Source organism: Pseudomonas indica NBRC 103045 (assembly GCF_002091635.1).
GTDB classification, from domain to species: domain Bacteria; phylum Pseudomonadota; class Gammaproteobacteria; order Pseudomonadales; family Pseudomonadaceae; genus Pseudomonas_M; species Pseudomonas_M indica.
This window is the reverse complement of sequence record NZ_BDAC01000019.1, coordinates 31,487-47,106: the sequence shown is the minus strand read 5'-3', so window position 1 is coordinate 47,106 and position 15,620 is coordinate 31,487. Positions and strand designations below refer to the sequence as shown.

Genomic DNA, 15,620 nt, shown 5'->3' with positions numbered 1-15,620 from the left:
AGCCGGACCGCTTAGCCGGTCCGGCTGCGTGCCAGCAGGGCGATCACTTCCTCGTCGGTGGTCTGGGCGAAGTCGGCGTAATGCTGGCCCACGGCGATGAAAGGCTCCGGCATCGCCAGGCAGACCAGTTCGTCCACTTGGCTGCGCAGGTCTTCGATCACATCCCGCGGGCCCACCGGCACGGCGAGCACCAATTGGCTCGGCCCGGCCTTGGCCAGTCCCTTCAGGACCGCCCGCACCGTGCCGCCGGTGGCAATACCGTCATCCACCACGATCACCACATGGCCGCCGACGTTCGGCGCGGGACGGTCGCCGCAGTAGAGACGGCGGCGCCGCTCCAGTTCGACCAACTGGCGCTGCATCTCCGCTTCGAACCAGCCCTCCGGCGGATGCACCTGACGCACCACTTCTTCATTGAGCACCCACTGCGGATCGGCGCCGTCGATGACTGCGCCCAGGCCCAGCTCCTCGTAGCCCGGTGCGCCGATCTTGCGTACCAAAACCAGATCCAACGGCGCCTTCAAGGTTCGGGCGATCTCATAGGCCACCGGCACGCCGCCCCGCGGCAGGGCCAGCACCAACGGATGGTCGGCGGCGTAGGGCGTCAATGCTTCGGCCAGCTCCAGACCGGCACTGCGCCGGTCGGGAAACAGATGCGGCGATCGGGCCAGGGCACGCATGACTCACTCTCCGAACGGGTAGGTTTCCGGGGTGCCGGACTTCGGCTGGCGCGGGCCGAGCGGCGTGACGGCACGGGTTTCCTCGAACCACAGCCAGGCGTCGAATTGTTCCGCCAGCACCGCGTCGAAGTAGTGGCTGGCGCGTTCGCTCTCGGGGCGATAGATGACCCCGATGGCCCGCTCCAGGCGCGGTGCGGCGAGGGCGTTGCGCAGCTCGTGGCGGTCCGCCGCGCGCCAATCGGTAAGTGATGCCGGCACGCCGGCGAGAAGGAACGCCTGTTCCCAACTGTCGCTGCGCGAGGGGCGGACCTGCTTGATCTGCATCGGGTCGTCCCAGTTGCTGGCTGCCGCCACCAGGCCCCGGTCGGTGCCCATGCCGATCAGCACCGCGTCGCTGCCCCAGGCGGTGCGGCAGAGTTCGCCGATGTTGAATTCTCCAGTCCAACCCATGGAGGTCGCCGCGGCGTTGCCGATGTGCGAGTTATGCGCCCAGACCACGGCCTTGGCCCCGGTGCCCCGGTGCTCCATCAGCGCCCGCAGGGTGTCGAACATGTGTCGGTCGCGCAGGTTCCAGGATTCCGTCGAGCCACGGTACATGATGCGGTAGTACTGCTCGGCGGAGCGCACCACGCGGGCGTTCTGCGCCGCGTCGAAGAAACTCTCGCCATCCTCGCCGAGGTAGTTCAGCCGCTGTTCGAGCAGGGCGTTGAGCTGTTCCACCACCACGTCTTCGCACGGCTCCTTCTGCCCGTAGAGCACGTTGTGGCCGTAGTAGGCCGGTTCTTCCTGCCAGGGTGTCAGGCAGCCATAGCGGCGTCGCGCGGCCTTGGCGGCTTCGGGGTCGACGCGGTCGAGGTAGCGCAGCACCGCGCTGATCGAGGCGCCCAGGCTGTACACGTCGAGCCCGCGGAATTCAACGCGTTCATCGGCGGCACGGGCCTGGTTATAGCCGTGCAGCCAATCGGTGAAGTCGCCGACCTCCTGGTTACGCCACATCCAGGTGGGAAAGCGCTCGAAGGCGTCGTGGCGCCAGGTCGGCGGCTGCTGGCCGCGTACGTAGCGGTCGATCTGCGCGGCATCCGGCCAGTCCGCCTCGGCGGCGACGATGTTGAAGCCATGCCGCTCGATCAGCCGGCGGGTGATGGCGGCGCGGGCGCGGTAGAACTCCGAGGTGCCATGGCTGGCTTCGCCGATCAGCACCACCCGGGCGTCGCCGTAGCGGTCGAACGGATCGCCGAAGGCCGGGTCGTCCAGCGCCGGCAGCGGTTCGGCGTAACGTTGCAGCAGGGTGGCCAGCTCGGCGGTGGGACGTTTGGACGGGAGGGCGGAGCGGAGCTTCTCTGAAAGCGTGCCCATGGGGTCTCCTCCTCTGCTGTCTTTTCATGGGGCGTCATAGAAGCTGACCGGGGCCGAATGCCTGGTGTTCCAGGGCCGCGACGGATGGGCCGCCGGCATGGCGCGAACTGCTCTGGTCCGGCGGGTCTAATGGGAACGCAGCGCGTCCGCGCGGCTGTGGCCTGGATAGTCTGGACAGAGAGGTGGCAAGGGCATGGCGAAGTGGATCATCACCTTCAACAAAGACGGCAATACCGCCATGATCACGACGGAATCGGCCGAGAAGCCCGGCATGGAGCAAGCGATCGAGCTGGTTCGCGAAGAGGCGGCCAAGCGTTACGAACCGCTGGAACCCACCAACCAGGACGAGGGGTTGGAGGGCCCCGCGCAGGATTTGCTGCAACGTTATGGCGTGACCATCACCGGCATTTCCGAATCCAGCGATTGAATCCCCGAAGGCCGTCTAGACCGGCCAGATCTCCCCATCGGCAACCACGAATACCCGCCGCCCCGGTGCGGCGGGCAATTCCATGCCGCCCGTGAAATCGCCGAACGCCGGCAGCAGAATGAACCCGTCTTCGACGCTGAAGCACGGCAGGCGCAGGCTCTGGCGTCCCTTGCCGGCCAGGCGGAACGTCGGGTGCAAATGACCGGCCAGCACCACGTGCTCCGCCTCGCGGACGGGCTCGTGGCACAGGGCGAACGGCCCCAGGTACAAGGGCTCACCGACCACCTCAATGTTCAGCGTGGCGGGCGGATCCCCGGCGCGGCGGTCATGGTTGCCGCGCACCAGGGTCATCGGCAGCGCGGCATGGCGCTCCCGCCATTCGCCCAGGCGGGCGAGGGTGGCCGGAGCGTGGGATTCCGGCGCATGCAGGAAATCGCCGAGAAACACCAACCGGGAACAGGCGTGACGATCCAGCAAGGCATCCAGCCGGCGCAGGTTGTTCGTGGTGGTGCCCTGCGGAACCGGCTGACCGAGGCGGCGATAGGCGGCGGCCTTGCCGAAGTGAATATCGGCGACCAGCAGGGTCCGTTGCTCCGGCCAGTAGGCCGCCTTCTCGCCAAGCAGCCAGAGTTCGGTGCCGACGAGGGGCAGGACATGGTGGCTGCTCATCGGCCGGCCGTCTTCCGTTGCCGGGGCAGGCCCGTCTTGCGCTGGCGCGGCGCGCGAGGCCGGCGGGACAGGTCATCGTCGCGTTCGAGCGACGGTTGGCCGATCTCGACGGCGCTCTCCGGCCCACCGGGTCCGGCTGCTTTCTCCAGGTCGCGGACCATGCGGGCGATGCGGTCGGCCAGTTTTTCCGTGCTCATGCCTTCGCGGAAGCGTTCGACCAGCAGAGGGAAGGCCAGCGGGGTGGGGCGCTTGATCGGGCGGATATCCAGGTGCCGTTCTTGCAGGCGGCGTAGCGCTTGCTCCAGGCGTGTCACGTCCAGCTCCTGGCGCAGCACTTCTTCCTCGGCCTGGGCGAGCAACAGGTTGTCCGGGTCGTACTGGCGGAACACTTCGAAGAACAGCCCGCTGGACGCCTGCAACTGGCGTGCGCTTTTCTGCGCACCGGGATAGCCGGAAAACACCAGCCCGGCGATCCGCGCGATTTCCCGGAAGCGCCGGCGCGCCATCTCGCCGGCATTGAGGCTGGCCAGGACATCGGCGAGCAGGTGTTCGTGGCCGAACAGGGCGGGCGTCAGCCAGCGCGCCCAGTCCACCTCGGTGGGGGAGAGCAATTCGAAGCCGTAGTCGTTGACGGCAATGGAGAACGTGACCGGTTGGCGCTGCGCGACCCGCCAGGCGAGCAGGTTGGCCAGGCCCAAGTGAACGTGGCGGCCGGCGAACGGGTAGAGGAACAGGTGCCAGCCCTCGCGGGACTTCAACACCTCGGCGAGCAGGCTGGTTGCCGTGGGCAGCGCCGACCAGGCCTGCTGTACCTCCAGCAGTGGACGTACCCGTTGCATCTCGACGTTGGCGAATTCGCCGCGTGCGGCGGCGCCGAGCTGGTCCACCAGAGCATCGGCCAGCTCGGTGGAAAGTGGCATGCGTCCGCCATTCCAGCGCGGCACGGCGGGCTTGCGGCCGCTGGCCCGGCGGACGTAGACGGTCATGTTGTCCACCCGCACCAGCTCCAGCAGGCGGCCGGCGAACAGGAAGCAATCGCCGGGGCGCAGGCGGGCGATGAAGCCTTCCTCCACCGAACCGAGGGCGCCACCGCTGCCACCCTGGCGCCAGAACTTCACGGTGAGAGCGGCATCGCTGACGATGGTGCCGATGCTCATTCGATGGCGCAGCGCCAGGCGCCGGCTCGGCACGCGCCAGACGCCGTGCTCGTCCGGCTCGACGCGCCGGTAGTCGGGGTAGGCGGTGAGGGAATGGCCGCCATGGCGGACGAAAGCCAGGGCCCAGGCCCATTTGGCTTCGCCCAGGTGGCGATAGGCCCAGGCATGGCGGACTTCGGCGAACAGGGCATCGGGCCGGAAACCGCCGCCGAGGGCCATGCTGACCAAGTGCTGGACCAGCACATCCAGCGGCTTTTCCGGCGACAGCCGCGCCTCGACCCGGCGCGCTGCCACCGCATCCCGGGCGGCAGCGGCTTCCACCAGTTCCAGGCTATGGGTCGGTACCAGGGTCACTCGCGACGGCCGCCCCGGTGCGTGGCCGGAGCGCCCGGCGCGCTGCATCAGCCGGGCCACGCCTTTCGGCGAACCGATCTGCAACACCCGCTCCACCGGCAGGAAATCCACCCCGAGGTCGAGGCTGGAGGTGCAGACCACCGCCTTGAGCCGGCCATCCTTGAGCCCGCGCTCCACCCAATCGCGGACCTCGCGGGACAGCGAACCATGGTGCAGGGCGATCAGCCCGGCCCAGTCCGGACGCGCATCGAGCAGCGCCTGGTACCACAGCTCGGCCTGGGAGCGGGTGTTAGTGAACACCAGCGAGGTGGCTGCCGTCTCCAGTTCCTCGACTACCTGGGGCAGCATGCGCAGGCCGAGATGGCCGGCCCAGGGGAAGCGTTCCAGCGTGGGCGGCAGCAGGGTATCGACCTGCAAGGTCTTGGGTGTCAGCCCCTGGACCAGTCGCCCATGGCCGGGGTGAAGCAATACCTCCAGGGCATGCGTCTGATTGCCCAGGGTGGCGGAAAGGCCCCAGACGATCAGCGTCGGATTCCATTGGCGCAGGCGTGCCAGGGCCAATTGCAATTGCACGCCGCGCTTGTTGCCGAGCAGTTCGTGCCACTCGTCCACCACCAGCATGCGCAGTCCGGCGAAGGCCTGGCGGGCATCGGCGCGGGTGAGCAGCAGGGTCAGGCTTTCCGGGGTGGTGACCAGCGCGCTCGGCAGGCGGCGCCCCTGGCGGGCGCGCTCGGCGCTGCCGGTGTCGCCGGTACGCAGGCCGATGTCCCAGGCGATGTCCAGGTCCTTCAGCGGCGCCTCCAGGGCGCGTGCGGTGTCGGCGGCGAGGGCGCGCATCGGCGTGATCCAGAGAACGGTCAAGGGCGCGCTCTGGTTCGAGGCCGTGGCGCTGCCGCCCTCGGCGAAGCGGTGCAATGCGGCGAACCAGACCGCGTAGGTCTTGCCGGCGCCGGTACTGGCATGCAGCAGGCCGGACTCGCCCTCGGCCACCGCCTGCCAGACCCGTTCCTGAAAGGCGAACGGCGACCAGCCCTGGCGGGCAAACCAGGCACCGGCGAGGTGTGGGGATGGGCTCATGGCAGCAGCGCCCGCAGGGTTTCCAGGGTGTCGGCTTCTTCCACCGGCTTGTCGTGGCGCCAGCGCAGCATGCGCGGGAAGCGCACGGCGATGCCGCTCTTATGACGGTTGCTGGCGGCGATGCCTTCGAAGCCCAGCTCGAACACCAGGGTTGGGGTAACGCTGCGCACCGGGCCGAATTTCTCCACCGTGGTGCGGCGGACGATGGCGTCCACCTGGCGCATTTCCTCGTCGGTCAACCCGGAGTAGGCCTTGGCGAACGGCACCAGCTTGCGCTCGGGATCGTCGGGCGCGCCGTCCCAGACCGCGAAGGTGAAGTCGGTGTACAGGCTGGCGCGCCGGCCATGGCCGCGCTGGGCGTAGATCAGCACGGCATCCACCGAGTAGGGGTCGATCTTCCATTTCCACCAGACGCCGACATCCTTGGTCCGGCCCACGCCGTAGCGGGAGTCGCGGGCCTTGAGCATCATCCCTTCGACCCCTCGCTCGCGGGAGGCTTCGCGCTGGCGGGCGAGGTCGTGCCAGTCGGTACCCTCCACCAGGGGCGAGAGCATCAGCACGGCGTGCTCCACCGCCGCTGCGTGCTCGTCGAGCAGGTCGGCCTGGATCGCCGCGTCCCCCGAGCAGCGGGCGACTACCTGCTCCAGACAGGCGCGGCGTTCGCCCAGCGGCCGTTGCCGCCAATCCTCGCCCTGCCATTCCAGCAGGTCGTAGGCGAGTACCGCCGCGGGTGCCTGCTCCAGCACCTTCGCGGTCAACGTCTTGCGCCCGATGCGCTGCTGCAACAGGGCGAAGGGCTGCACGCGGCCGTCCTTCCAGGCGACGATCTCGCCGTCCAGCACGCTGCCGTCGGGCAGGCAATCCGCGAGCCGCTCCAACTCCGGGAAGCGCTCGCTGACCAGTTCCTCGCCGCGCGACCAGACCCACAGGCGGCCGTCGCGCTTTACCAGTTGCGCGCGGATACCGTCCCACTTCCATTCCACCAACCAGTCGGACGGCGGGCCGAGCAGACCGGCGAAGCGCTCGATCTCGGCTTGCAGCGGATGGGCAAGAAAGAACGGATAGGGCTGGCCGCCGCGCTGGGCATGTTCGTCGTCCGACTCCGGGGCGATCAGCGCCTGGAAGCTGTCGGCGCTGGGGCGATGCGACAGGTCGGTATAGCCCACCAGGCGCTGGGCCACGCGCTTCGGGTCGATGTCGGCGACGGCGGCCAGCGCGCGGGTGACCAGGAGTTTCGACACGCCGACGCGGAACGCCCCGGTGACCAGCTTGAGGCAGAGCATCAGGCTCGGGCGGTCCAGTTGCGCCCAGAGCGGCGGCAGGCGTTCGGCCAGCTCTTCCGGCGGCAGACCGCGCAGAGGAAGCAGTTTCTCCTGCATCCACACGGCGAGGCCGTCGTCCGAGGTGTGGTGGGATTCCGGGAGCAGGAGGGAGATGGTTTCCGCCAGGTCGCCGACCGCTTGGTAGCTTTCCTCGAACAGCCAGTCGGGGAGGCCGGCGGCACGGGTGGCGGTGTCGCGCAGCAGCCGGGTCGGCACCAGTTGGCGCGGTCGCCCTCCGGCGAGGAAGTAGACCGCCCAGGCGGCGTCTTCCGCCGGCGCCTCGCGGAAGTAGTCGCGCATCGCGGCCAGCTTGGCGTTGCTCGAGGTGGTGGCGTCGAGGCGCGCGTAGAGTTCGGCGAAGGCCTTCATCCGGCGTCTCCCTCTGTGCTTTCCTGGCGGGCCACCAGGTCGGCTTCTTCCTCGTCGCCGTATTCGGTGTCGAACGCCTGGGCATCGAGCCCCTGTTCGCAGAGGTAGCGCACCAGCACCGCCACCGAACCGTGGGTGACCATCACCCGCTCGGCGCCGGTCTGCTCGATGGCCCAGAGCAGGCCCGGCCAGTCGGCGTGATCGGAAAGCACGAAGCCGCGATCGACACCGCGCCGGCGCCGAGTGCCGCGCAACATCATCCAGCCGCTGGCGAAGGCGTCGGAATAATCGCCGAAGCGACGCATCCAGGTGCTGCCGCCGGCCGAGGGCGGGGCGAGGACGATGGCCTGGCGCAGGCGCGGGTCGTTCTTCGCCAGGTCGCCGGCGTAAAGCGTATCGGGGAGGTGCACGCCGGCCTCGCGGTAGACCCGGTTGAGCGGCTCCACCGCACCGTGCACGACGATGGGTCCGATGTCGGCATCGAGTCCGTGGAGGATGCGTTGTGCCTTGCCCAGGGCGTAGCAGAACAGCACGCTGGTGCGCCCGACGGCGGCGTTGGCACGCCACCAGTCGTTTATTTCACGGAATACGGATGCCTGCGTCGGCCAGCGGTAGATCGGCAGGCCGAAGGTGGATTCGCTGATGAAGCAGTGGCAGCGTACCGGCTCGAAGGGGGTGCAGGTGCCGTCCGGTTCGACCTTGTAGTCACCGGAGGCGACCCAGACTTCGCCGCGGTATTCCAGGCGCACCTGGGCCGAACCGAGGACATGGCCGGCGGGGTGGAAGCTCAGCGTCACGCCGTTGTGGTCGAGGCTTTCGCCATAGGCCAGGGTTTGCAGCGGCAGGTCCGGGCCCAGGCGCGTCCGCAGGATGCCTTCGCTGGGCGCAGCGGCGAGATAGTGCCCCATGCCCCAGCGGGCATGATCGCCGTGGGCATGGGTGATGACGGCGCGCTCCACCGGCCGCCAGGGATCGATGTAGAAATCGCCGGGCGGGCAGTAGAGACCTTCGGGGCGGGCGATGACCAGATCCATAGTGATAGGTGTCTTGGACGGAAATACGGCGAGCCTGCGCCTGTCTGACTTCCGACTCCCGGATCGGTAAATGGTTGTATAGGCGCGAGCTTCGCCAGCAGAGCTGGCTGCTACGGGAGCCGAGGCCGGCTAGGGGCGAATTCATTCGCCCGTCGAGGGGGGGGGCGGGCGAATGGGCCCGGCTCTGCCTTTGTAGGAGCGAGCTCTGCTCGCGAAAACAGGCAGCGCAAAAACTTCGCCAGCAGAGCTGGCTCCTACGGGAGTCGAGGTCGGCGTTGGGGCGATTACAGCCCTCAGCGCCCTGCGGGCATCAGGATCAGGCGTTTGCTGCCGTACACCTTGTCCAGGTTCTGCGGCTGGAAGGGGAAGGTCACGTAGCGGCCCTTGAGCCAGGCGTCGATGCCATCGGCATAGTGCGGGCTGGCCGGGTTGCCGGACTGGCCGGAGCTGTTCACGCCCATCATCGGTTCGTTCTGGCCGAAGTCGACGACGATACGCATCGCCGGGATCAACCAGGTGTCGAAATCCTGCCCCCAGTTGTAGGCGGAGACGTTCAGCGTGCTGTGGTCGCCGCCGGCGGGATAGGGACCGCGGTCGAGGTAACCTTTCAACGCGTTGATGCCGGCGCGTTGGCTGGCGCTCATGTACGGCGCCAGGCGGGTGGTCTCGGTGGCCCAGACGTAGCGGTGCAGCTTGCCCCACTGCCAGGCCTTGCGGTCCGTGCCCAGGTGGCTCTCGACGAAGGTCACGGCGGCGGCCAGGCTGCGGGCGAGGATCGCCGGCTTGTCTTCCTGCTGCGGGGTGCGGATGTCGTCCCAGAACGGGCTGTCGAGGCGCCCGAGCAGGTGGTCGGCCTGGGCCGAGTAGGAGGTGTTGGCGGTCTGGATCAGCGCCCTCCAGGCCGGGCTGTCGTCCGGGCCGAGTTCGTCGAGAAAGATCTGCCGCGCACTTTCATGGAGGAAGGCGCCATACAGGGCGGCATCCGCCGAAGCCGGGCTGAGGCGGCCGTCGAACGCCAGCAGGCGGCTCAAGGCCTCGCGGGCCTTGTCCCGCTCGATGCCGGGCAGGGCATCGATGGCCTGCTTGAGCGGCTGGGCCATGCCGGGGTCTTCGAACACGGCTTTCAGCTTGGCGGCGAACGGCGTGGTCTGGTCGTACTGCATGGCGATCATGCTCTGCTGATCATGCTTGCCACGGCCAGCCAGCTCGGCGATGCGTTCGGCGCGTTCCGGGTAGTACCAGGAGTTGGACAGTTGCACGCCGTAGCCGGCGGGCGCGGTGCGGTGGTTGGCGGTGCCCAGCCAGCCTTGCGGCGGGTCCTGATCCATCGGATACAGCATCGGGTCGGCGAAGCTGTCCCAGCCGTAGCGGTCGTCCCAGCCGGGCGAGGGCAGCAGTCCACGGCCTTCGCGGCGGTTGGGGAAGCGCCCGGTGACCTGCCAGCCGATATGCTCGGCATCGGCAAACAGAATGTTCAGTGCCATGGCGCGCACTTCGCGGGTGGCGTCGAAGGCCTGTTCCACCGACTGGGCGCGGGACAGGTCGAAGAAGGCGTCGAGGCTGCGGTCGCCGTCCATGGACGCCTGTTTCAGCGCCAGGCCGTAGCCGCTGGCGAGCTGCAACGGTTGCAGCATGTGCTTGCGTTCGCCGAGCACGCTGTTCAGCAGCGGGCCGTTACGGGTCTCGTAGAGGGTTTCGCGGATCGGTCGCTCACCCTTGATGAAGAAGGTTTCCTGCCGTTCGCGAGCCGGGAGCCACTGTCCGTCGGCCTGGTAGTAGAGCCGGTTGCCTTCGCGCTTGAGCCTTTCCAGGAACAGGTCCTGGTTGTCGCCCATGACCATGGTCATGCCCCAGGCCAGCTTGCCGTTGAACCCGGCCACCACCGCCGGCACCCCGGCGACGGATACCCCGGCGGCCTGGAATTTCGGCGAACGGATCTGCACGAAGTTCCACACCGAGGGCATCTGCAGCGGCAGGTGGGTGTCGTTGGCCAGCAGACTCTTGCCGCTGCGGCTGTTCCGCGGGGCGATGGCCCAGTTGTTGGAAGCCGCGACCCCCAGCATGTTCAGCGCCGCCACCTGGGCGGCGGCGGAATCGACCTGGCGCAGGCCGGGAATCGTGGCGAACGCGTTGCCGGTGAGGTTCAGGCCCTTGAGTTTTTCCGCTTCGTCGAAGGGCAGGGGTTCGTCGGGATAGATCGGCATCAGCCAGGACAGCTTGTCGGCCCCCACCTTCTGCGCCAGCACCAGGGAGGCGATCTCCTCCTGCAGGTTCACCGACAGGCCGAAATTCAGCAGGCAGAACACCAATACCGAGTCTTCCGGTTTCCAGTAGGCCGGCTTGTAGCCGGATTCGGCCAGGTCCATCGGCAGCTTGTCGCGGTAGCGGAACAGGTAGGCGTTCACGCCACGGGCGTAGACCTCGAAGAACTGCTTGATGCGTGGCGAGGCGTTCTTGTAGAGCGTGTCGGCGCTTTGCTTGAGATTCACCGCGCGCATGAAGCGGTCGATCTCCAGCACGCCGGGGCCGGCCATTTCCGCCAGCCGGCCTTCGGCCATCAAGCGCATGCCGACCATCTGGCTCAGGCGGTCGCCGGCATGCACATAGCCCAGGGCGAACAGCGCATCGTGGAAAGTATTGGTCTCGATCAGCGGCATGCCCAGCGCGTTACGCCGGACCACCACGCTTTGCGCGAGGCCCTGGATGCGCACGGTACCCTGGTCCGGCGGCACGCTGTCGCGGTAGCGGCTGTCGAACAGCGACTGGCAACCGGTCAGGCCCAGCAGCCCGGAAATCAGCGCTCCCAGGGTCAGGCTGGTCAGCGGTCGGAACAGGCGCGATGGCATGCAGGGGCTCCTGGCACGTGAGAGGGCGGATGGCTCGGGGTATGGGGCGCTAAGGTAGAGAGCGCCCGTGTGGCTGGCAAGAGGCCGGCAGCTCTTCGGATAGCCGGGAGACGGCGGGTCGTTCAATCGTCGTTGGCGGGGGGCGGCAAGGCTTCTTCCAGCAGCCAGCGCGCACTGGCACGGGCGGCGGCCTTGTGCTGCAGCTCCAGCTCCATGAAGCGGGCCTCGTGGTGGCGCCGCTCGTTCCGCTCCAGCGCCTTCCAGGCGGCATGGGTGGGCACGTGGGCGGTGGCTTCGAACAACTGGTGGAAGACCTGGCAGCGCGGGTTGTTGCTCAGCGCGGTGTCGTAGTTGTCGATCAGCACCTTGATGCGGATCGCCCCTTCGATCAGCGGCAACTGCTCGTCGAGCAGGCTGCCGGCCAGGATACGCAGGTCGCTGCCGAGGCGCTCCCGGCGCGCCCGCTCCGCCTCCCTGATCGCTCGCTGGCGGGCCCAGACGCGCCGCCAGAGAAACAGCGCATACAGCGCCAGCGGAAGGATGATCAGCAGGCCGGCGAGCAGCAGGCCCAGGCTCAGCGTGTCCATGCTGCGGTCAGGCGCCGTGGCACTTCTTGAATTTCTTCTGGCTGCCGCAGGGGCAGGGGTCGTTGCGGCCGACGTCCTTCAGCGGGTTGCGCGCCGGTTCCTGGTGGGCGTGGTTGCAGTGCGGGCCGTGGACGTGGTGCTCATGGTCATGATCGTGGTTGCAGTCGGGACCATGGACATGGGGTTCTTGGTGCATGGGTGAATCACTCCGGAATGTAGTCGCCGGGAATTATCTCGCCATTCCGCGAAAGGTGCACGCTGCGGCCGAACATCAGGCCTGTCTTGACCTCGCCTTCGAGGCGATAGCGGATCGGCTGGTCGGGCTTCTCGAGCAGCTTGACGATGTACTTCATGTGCCGCCAGAGGTTGGTGCGCACCGGCACCTCGAACTCTTCGCGGCCATGGGCAGGCACGGTGAACCAGGTCCGTGCCTCGCCTTCGGCAAGCTTCACGTCGTTGAGGTGGATGTCGTAGACCAGCCCGCGCACCGGCAGGCTCATCCCGTTGGGATTGGCAATGCGGAAACGCAGCAGGAACTCCTGCTTCATCAGTTTGGCACTGACAACATCGACTTTGATGAGTTGGACGTCCGGGTCCTTGAATCCACCGGTGAGCCAAGTGGAGCATCCTGCGAGGCCTGTCGCCAGGCCGAACAACATCATTAGGCTGAGAATTCTTATCGTTTGCGCCTGATAAAACATTCGAAAACTCCGAAGGACGCCTCAGTGTAACAAGCAAGTGCTTGGCTGCAATCGGTTGAGAGCCGAAAAAAAACTGAGCCATACTGCGCGCCAATATGTACAGGAGTATGACCGTATGAGCCGCTTTGAGATCGCTTTCTCGGGCCAACTGATACCGGGCGCGCAACTGGAGCAGGTGAAGGCCAATCTGGCCAAGCTGTTCCAGGCCGATGCCCAGCGCATAGCGTTGCTGTTTTCCGGTCGCCGGATAGTGATCAAGAGCAATCTCGACGCGGCTGGCGCGGAAAAATACCGGGCTACGCTGGAGCGTGCCGGAGCCGTGGTGGAAGTCGCCGCGCTGGACGCGGAGATCGAGGAGGTCGAGCTGGCGCCTCCGCCTGTTGCGGCGGAAGCCCCGAAACCCGTCGCACCGGGCAGCGAGGTCGGGCGGCTCAAGGTGGCGCCGCGGGACGAGTACATGGCGGCGTTCGTCGAGGTCGAGGCGCCGGACTTCGGCATCGCCCCGGTAGGCACCGACCTGCAGGATGCCAAGCCGGCACCGCAGGCGCCCAAGGTGGACCTCGAACAGTTCTCCCTGGCACCGGTGGGCAGCGACATGGGGCAGGCGAAGGCGGCTCCGCCGGCCCCGGCGCCGGATGTCTCCCACCTCAAACTGGTCTGATCGAAAACGAGGCCCGCCTGTGCGGGCCTCGTGTCGTCAGGCGTCCGTCTCGCACTTGGCGGCGGCCTGTTCCGGTGTGAGATTGCGGATCGAGGTGTAGAACAGCTCGCAGGTTTGCACCTTGTCCGTGACTTGCCACTTCTGGGTGCAGGCATCCAGCGTCTTCTGCGGATCGGCGCCCGGATCGCTGCCCATGCCGGCTTGCCAGCAGGCGGCGGTGATGTCCTGGCCCATGACTTTCAATCCGGCCTGGTCGGCCTTCTCTTCGTTGTCGTCGTTGTTTTCCGGATCGGCCGCATACCAGATGTAACTGGGGTGGTTGCTGCCGAGCACCGCGACTGACTTGCCTTCCACCGGCTTGATCTGCCCCAGGCCGAGCACGTTCAGGCTGACGCCGTACTGCTGCTTGATCCAGTTGCGCACCGGGCTGCCGAACGCAACCATCGGTAGGGTCTGCTTGCCGCTGCCGGCGGTGAGCTGGGCGACCATGCTCTTCTGGTAGTCCTGGAAGTAGTCATAGACCTCTTCCAGTGTGCTGCCGGCGCTGGCCGGTGCCGCGATGGGGGCGATATCGATGATGGTCTGATAGGCAGGCGTCTGCTCCGCCGGAATGCCATTGCGGCTGAGCAGGTCGGCCCAGCGGTCGGTGGTCTTGGATTCGAGGTAGTCCTGCGCCTGGGTCAGCGAATAGTCCGGTGGGAAGTGCAGCAACTCCACGCTGCGGCGGTTCTCCAGGGCCATCCCCAGCGGCAGGAAGAAGTACCAACTGTATTGCCACTTGCCATCGCTGTTCAGGCGGCTGGCGCCCTGGTAGGCCATGTCACCGGCCTCGAGCAGCGCCTGCAACGGTGTGCCGTAGCCGTCCGGTACGCCCTGGATGGTCAGGAAGAGGCGATCGTTGTCGCGGTTCACCGCCACTTTCGCGTCCGCATAACCGTCGCGTTGCACGCTCTGGGTCATGTAGTGCTCGACGGTCTGCTCCAGCGTCCAGTTGCGGTAGCAGATGACGTGGCAATTGTTGGGATAGGCGAACAGGCGGGTGACGCGTTCGGTGCTGCCCAGGTCGAGCTGGACGTCGGCCTGCAGCGTTGCGCTGAAGGCCATGGCCGCCAGGCCGGCAGCTATTCCCTTACGTACTGGCATATGTTGCTCCTTGTTTGGCGAGAAGGCCCGGGATGGCCTCGCTCAAACACTCAAGCAACAACGGGCGATTAAAGAAAGCCGAAACAGCATTTTTTGAATTTTTGCCCACTGCCGCACGGGCAGGGATCATTGCGGCCGGCCTTCAGCGGGGCGGTGGGGTCGATGAAGTACCAGCGGCCGGCGTTCTGGACGAAGGCCGAACGCTCGCGGTGGCTGTGTTCGCCCGTGCCGTCATGCCAGCGCGCGGTGAAGGTGACGAAAGCATGCTCCGGCTGGCCGCCGAGCAATTCGGCATTCTCCACTTCCAGGCCGAGCCAGGTGCTTTGCGCGCTCCAGGCGGCGATCGCGGCACGATCCAGGGCGGCCTGCTGGGCGGGGAGAGTGGTAGCCACCAGATAATCGACCAGGCCCAGCACATAGGCGCTGTAGCGCGAGCGCATGAGGCGCTCGGCGCTGGGGGCCGGTGTGCCCGCGTGGTAGCGTCCGCAGCAGTCGCTCAGAACGGCGCCGCTGCCGCAGGGGCAACTGGGGGAGGCGGGGTCCAGGGATGGGCTCATGGTTACCACCAGTATTTGCCGAAGTTTTCCGGGTTGGCCCAAAACTTGGCGTTCAGCCAGTCCGGCACTTGCTTGTAGTCGCGCAGGTCGTAGGTGAACAGCGTCAGGGTCTGCTCGCCGCGCTGGAAGCGTTCGCTGGCCTGCATGGCCAGGGCGAAGAAGTCGGTGTCTTGCCAGCCGCAGGCCTGCAGGTCGACCAGCACGGCCAGGCGGCTCGCATTGAGGTTACGGATGCCACCGAGCAATTCCAGGCCGGTGCGCTTGGGCAGGTGTTCGAGGCAATCCACCAGCAGGGCGAGATCGAAGCGTTGAGCGGCCAGCGCATCCGGCAGGGGACCGGCCTCGGCGTGCTCCACCCGGCTTTGCGGGTGCGCGGAGCGGAATGCCTCCAGCGCCGGCAGCTGGCTGGCTCCAATCAGCAGGACGCGTTCCGGGGCGTGGCGGTCGAGCAGGCCGGCGAGTGCCTGTTGTGGCGTCAGGGAGGAGGTGGAGGCCGTCATTGAAAATCCTCGAGGTGGAAAATGAAGCCTAACGTGCGGCGACACACTGGCCTAGTGCTGGCGGAATTTAAAACCGGCGTCTTTACTCCCATGGAGTCGGTTTGGACCGATCCCAAAGAGGAGACTTCGTTTATGAGTATGACAAGGACCGCAGTACCCCTGCTTTTGGCGACCAGCGTC

Annotated in this window: 15 protein-coding genes; 2 read left to right on the top strand and 13 right to left on the bottom strand. The window is 67.1% G+C overall.

All coding sequences use genetic code 11. The annotated features are described in order from the left end of the window. Positions 1–11: 11 nt before the first annotated feature. Positions 12–680 (bottom strand): phosphoribosyltransferase, encoded by a 669-nt coding sequence (locus PIN01S_RS19910; protein ID WP_084338203.1) that lies wholly within the window; start codon positions 678–680, stop codon positions 12–14. 3 nt (positions 681–683) lie between these two features. Then, entirely contained in the window at positions 684–2,036 is a 1,353-nt protein-coding gene (locus tag PIN01S_RS19905) for an erythromycin esterase family protein (RefSeq protein ID WP_084338201.1), read from the bottom strand. A 193-nt stretch (positions 2,037–2,229) separates the two neighbouring features. On the opposite strand from PIN01S_RS19905, the gene PIN01S_RS19900 reads away from it, so the two are divergent. Next, positions 2,230–2,463 (top strand): hypothetical protein, encoded by a 234-nt coding sequence (locus PIN01S_RS19900; protein ID WP_084338199.1) that lies wholly within the window; start codon positions 2,230–2,232, stop codon positions 2,461–2,463. A gap of 15 nt (positions 2,464–2,478) precedes the next feature. Here PIN01S_RS19900 and pdeM read toward each other — a convergent pair whose 3' ends face one another. The 8 genes from pdeM to PIN01S_RS19860 all read right to left on the bottom strand — a co-directional run bounded on the left by pdeM (position 2,479) and on the right by PIN01S_RS19860 (position 12,579). Further along, positions 2,479–3,132, bottom strand: a complete 654-nt coding sequence (pdeM, locus tag PIN01S_RS19895) for a ligase-associated DNA damage response endonuclease PdeM (protein WP_084338197.1) — start codon at positions 3,130–3,132, stop codon at positions 2,479–2,481. Then, a complete protein-coding gene (locus PIN01S_RS19890; RefSeq protein WP_084338196.1) occupies positions 3,129–5,720 on the bottom strand; it encodes a ligase-associated DNA damage response DEXH box helicase in 2,592 nt (863 codons plus the stop codon). Before PIN01S_RS19890 ends, pdeM begins: the two co-directional genes overlap by 4 nt. Beyond that, complete coding sequence (locus PIN01S_RS19885; RefSeq protein ID WP_084338194.1) at positions 5,717–7,411, bottom strand: ATP-dependent DNA ligase; 1,695 nt, start codon at positions 7,409–7,411, stop codon at positions 5,717–5,719. The genes PIN01S_RS19890 and PIN01S_RS19885 overlap by 4 nt, the downstream gene beginning before the upstream one ends. After that, positions 7,408–8,445: a ligase-associated DNA damage response exonuclease gene (locus PIN01S_RS19880; RefSeq protein ID WP_084338192.1), complete on the bottom strand. Its 1,038-nt coding sequence runs from the start codon at positions 8,443–8,445 to the stop codon at positions 7,408–7,410. Before PIN01S_RS19880 ends, PIN01S_RS19885 begins: the two co-directional genes overlap by 4 nt. A 293-nt stretch (positions 8,446–8,738) precedes the next feature. Continuing rightward, complete coding sequence (locus tag PIN01S_RS19875) at positions 8,739–11,291, bottom strand: penicillin acylase family protein (RefSeq protein ID WP_084338190.1); 2,553 nt, start codon at positions 11,289–11,291, stop codon at positions 8,739–8,741. A gap of 122 nt (positions 11,292–11,413) precedes the next feature. Next, positions 11,414–11,878, bottom strand: a complete 465-nt coding sequence (locus PIN01S_RS19870; RefSeq protein WP_084338188.1) for a DUF2489 domain-containing protein — start codon at positions 11,876–11,878, stop codon at positions 11,414–11,416. 7 nt (positions 11,879–11,885) lie between these two features. Continuing rightward, entirely contained in the window at positions 11,886–12,074 is a 189-nt protein-coding gene (locus PIN01S_RS19865) for an SEC-C metal-binding domain-containing protein (RefSeq protein WP_084338186.1), read from the bottom strand. 7 nt (positions 12,075–12,081) lie between these two features. Beyond that, on the bottom strand, positions 12,082–12,579 hold the full coding sequence (locus tag PIN01S_RS19860; protein WP_084338184.1) for an LEA/WHy family protein: 498 nt from the start codon (positions 12,577–12,579) through the stop codon (positions 12,082–12,084). Between the two features lie 115 nt (positions 12,580–12,694). Here PIN01S_RS19860 and PIN01S_RS19855 point away from each other — a divergent pair, with 115 nt between their 5' ends. Then, the gene (locus tag PIN01S_RS19855) at positions 12,695–13,240 is read left to right on the top strand and encodes a hypothetical protein (protein WP_084338182.1); all 546 of its coding nucleotides are present in this window, start codon (positions 12,695–12,697) and stop codon (positions 13,238–13,240) included. 36 nt (positions 13,241–13,276) lie between these two features. On the opposite strand, the gene PIN01S_RS19850 is transcribed toward PIN01S_RS19855, so the two are convergent. The 3 genes from PIN01S_RS19850 to PIN01S_RS19840 all read right to left on the bottom strand — a co-directional run bounded on the left by PIN01S_RS19850 (position 13,277) and on the right by PIN01S_RS19840 (position 15,440). Continuing rightward, complete coding sequence (locus tag PIN01S_RS19850; RefSeq protein ID WP_084338180.1) at positions 13,277–14,383, bottom strand: hypothetical protein; 1,107 nt, start codon at positions 14,381–14,383, stop codon at positions 13,277–13,279. A 68-nt stretch (positions 14,384–14,451) separates the two neighbouring features. Then, positions 14,452–14,940 carry a YchJ family protein gene (locus PIN01S_RS19845; protein ID WP_084338178.1) on the bottom strand — a complete coding sequence of 163 codons (489 nt, stop codon included), beginning with the start codon at positions 14,938–14,940 and terminating at the stop codon, positions 14,452–14,454. Positions 14,941–14,942: 2 nt separating this feature from the next. Then, complete coding sequence (locus PIN01S_RS19840) at positions 14,943–15,440, bottom strand: DUF6231 family protein (protein WP_084338176.1); 498 nt, start codon at positions 15,438–15,440, stop codon at positions 14,943–14,945. Between the last annotated feature and the right edge of the window lie 180 nt (positions 15,441–15,620).